This is a genomic window from Megasphaera sp. AF13-6AC (assembly GCF_027685385.1).
Taxonomy (GTDB): domain Bacteria; phylum Bacillota; class Negativicutes; order Veillonellales; family Megasphaeraceae; genus Megasphaera; species Megasphaera micronuciformis.
Window position 1 is genome coordinate 1 of sequence record NZ_JAQCUN010000165.1, and the last position, 2,425, is coordinate 2,425.

The following is a 2,425-nucleotide window of genomic DNA, read 5'->3' on the forward strand; positions in this document are numbered from 1 at the left end:
TTCTCGTCGCACGTAAGAACCGCTTCCGTATCTTCAAATAAATCGGCTGAAAAGGGGTGAATGTACAAATTCGACCCGTATTCTTTTATAATACGCCTAATCAATTCGCTGTCTTTACTCTGTCGCCTGTTGTTGAACAAGAGTCCCATACTGTCATCTACTGCCGCAATAATATGCATACCTTCTCCTTAATAAGCCTTCGCCTCTTCCGGCGTCAACCAAAAATGAATGCCTGTCGTCGAGTCGTACCAACGGTCTTCATTAAAATTCTTTACTTCCATCCATTGTCCGACACGATAAATAAACTTGGGATCCACCAAGGACATGGCCTCTTTATATGACGTCTTTCCGTCAAAACTCTTAATACTTAGGACCTTGGCCTTATTACAGCGACAGGTCTCTCCCGTAGCGGAGGTGCGCTTGGCGTCGGCAGGTACCAACAAGGTGACGAGAAGATCGTTAAAACACTTTTTGTACGCCAAAAAAGGTCCTTTTTCGGGACAGTAGAGACGAAAAAACCGAGTCTTCTCATCGTCTACAATACCGTCCAATCGAGCACCTTCCAGGTTGGCCCGATATAAGTCGGTCCCTTTAAGGACCGCATGATTCAAGTCGCAACCTCGCAAGGCCGCTCCGTGCAAGTCGGCACCCGACAAGTCGGCGCCGGCCAACGAACACTCGGAAAACAACGTATCGGAAAAATCGGTATCTTGCAAACAAGCCCCTACGAAAGATACACGGCGAAAGTCGGACCATGAAAAATCCAGGCCCGACAAATCCAAGCCGTTGAGATTTAAGCTTTCCAGCTGCGATTCACGACACGAATGAGCTTGACGCTCAGCCCTTGTCATGGTGCTTAATTGACGCATGTCTTCAAGTGTCAGCGTTTTCATGGCTCTCACTTCCCGCTTAAGAGATGTAAGCCCTAACGGGCTTCAAAAAGGGGCAACTTTTCCAGAAAAATAATGTCCGTCCGCTTACCTGCATCCCCTTCAGCCAAAATAGCTGCCTTGCCGATGACTTCGGCACCGGCCTTTTCAGCCAACTCTTCCAGAGCCTTTAAAGAACCGCCTGTAGAAATAACGTCATCTACAATGACAATTTTCTTATCCTTAATAAGCTCTACATCCGCATCGGAAAGGCAGAGGATCTGTTTTCCCTTCGTCGTAATCGATTCATCGTCTACAATAATGGGATTTTCCATATAAGCCTTAATGCTCTTGCGCGCCACAATATAGTGAGGCATGCCGAGAATCCGGGCCATTTCGGCTGCCAAGGGAATCCCCTTCGTTTCGGCCGTCATAATCATATCCGCTTCAGCCGGAAGCTTAGCCGCCAGCTCCTTCGCCGTATTGATGGTCAGCTCCGTGTCGCCGAGAATGACAAAGCCTGCAATAGCCAGACTGTCCGTAACATTTAGAATCGGCAGCTGTCTCGTACAGCCTGCCACGTGAAGTTCATAATATTCTTTAGCCACGATACACCTCGTTTTTCCCGTAGGAAATTAGATTTTTAAATCGATAATCGCCGAAACGCCTACGCCCTGAATGCGTGAAGCCCCGACGGGATTGGCACTGTTTACGGGAACAAGCCCCTTAACACGAGCTATGTTATTAAAGCTGCCTTCTACCTGGGCTACGGCCTTTACCTGCTCTACTTCCGCCGTCGGTCCCGTAACCTGAGCGGCACCGACACGACTACCGTTACCGATGCTGACAATGGGAACTACCTTCGTCGCATACGTAGTGCCGAGATTTTTCTGGTTCAATAATTTATTCAAAAAGCTGTTAATAGAGCTACCGTATTTATCGATGACAAGGCCGATAGCTCCGCCTTTAATCATACCGCCCAAGCCGATGGCTTCTACGGGAAGAACGGCACCGAAAGAGGCCGTACCGATAGAAACGGCCAACATAGCCGCAATAAGTTTCTTTTTCATCTTATACCTCCTATGCATCTTATGATTCTATTATATCAAGACACGGTAGTCTGTGAAACCCTTATAGATATAACGACCGAATCTGTCCGATTCCCTTGCCTGTAGGATATAGTATATAATAACATCACCAATATGTTGCGGAGGTACATATGTTAAAAGTTAAACTTCAAAAAGCGAGTTCTCACCTGTATCAACTGTTTAAACAGGACCCCCTGCTGTATATACTGATTATTCTATTTTCAGGATTCATTTCCAACATCCCCACAACGGAACCCTACGTCCGTTCAGTACTCATCCTCTTATGCAGCCCGGCCCTTCTTGTACAGACCTATGTTCTACGCAATAACCGTTTCAGAACTATCGCCACGGTACTTGCCACCGTTATTTCGATCATCGCCTACGCTGTAGCTGTAACCATGGACAATACGGGCGTTTCCGCCTTATGCCTTAACTTAGCGGCTCTCTGGCTCTTTGTCACCGTCTTGC

The 2,425-nt window shown here is 47.3% G+C and carries 4 protein-coding genes; 1 reads left to right on the forward strand and 3 read right to left on the reverse strand.

Annotation, left to right across the window (positions count from 1 at the left end; translation table 11 throughout):
* Positions 1-188 precede the first annotated feature (188 nt).
* The 3 genes from PGX78_RS07600 to PGX78_RS07610 are packed head-to-tail and all read right to left on the reverse strand — an operon-like array spanning position 189 to position 1,939.
* Entirely contained in the window at positions 189-893 is a 705-nt protein-coding gene (locus PGX78_RS07600) for a pentapeptide repeat-containing protein (RefSeq protein WP_270446281.1), read from the reverse strand.
* A gap of 32 nt (positions 894-925) precedes the next feature.
* Positions 926-1,477, reverse strand: a complete 552-nt coding sequence (locus PGX78_RS07605) for a phosphoribosyltransferase family protein (RefSeq protein ID WP_270446283.1) — start codon at positions 1,475-1,477, stop codon at positions 926-928.
* A gap of 27 nt (positions 1,478-1,504) precedes the next feature.
* Positions 1,505-1,939 (reverse strand): hypothetical protein, encoded by a 435-nt coding sequence (locus PGX78_RS07610; protein ID WP_270446285.1) that lies wholly within the window; start codon positions 1,937-1,939, stop codon positions 1,505-1,507.
* Between the two features lie 149 nt (positions 1,940-2,088).
* Between PGX78_RS07610 and PGX78_RS07615 the strand changes: the two genes are divergently transcribed.
* Positions 2,089-2,425 (forward strand): hypothetical protein (locus tag PGX78_RS07615; RefSeq protein WP_270446288.1); only part of this gene is annotated, 337 nt, incomplete at its 3' end.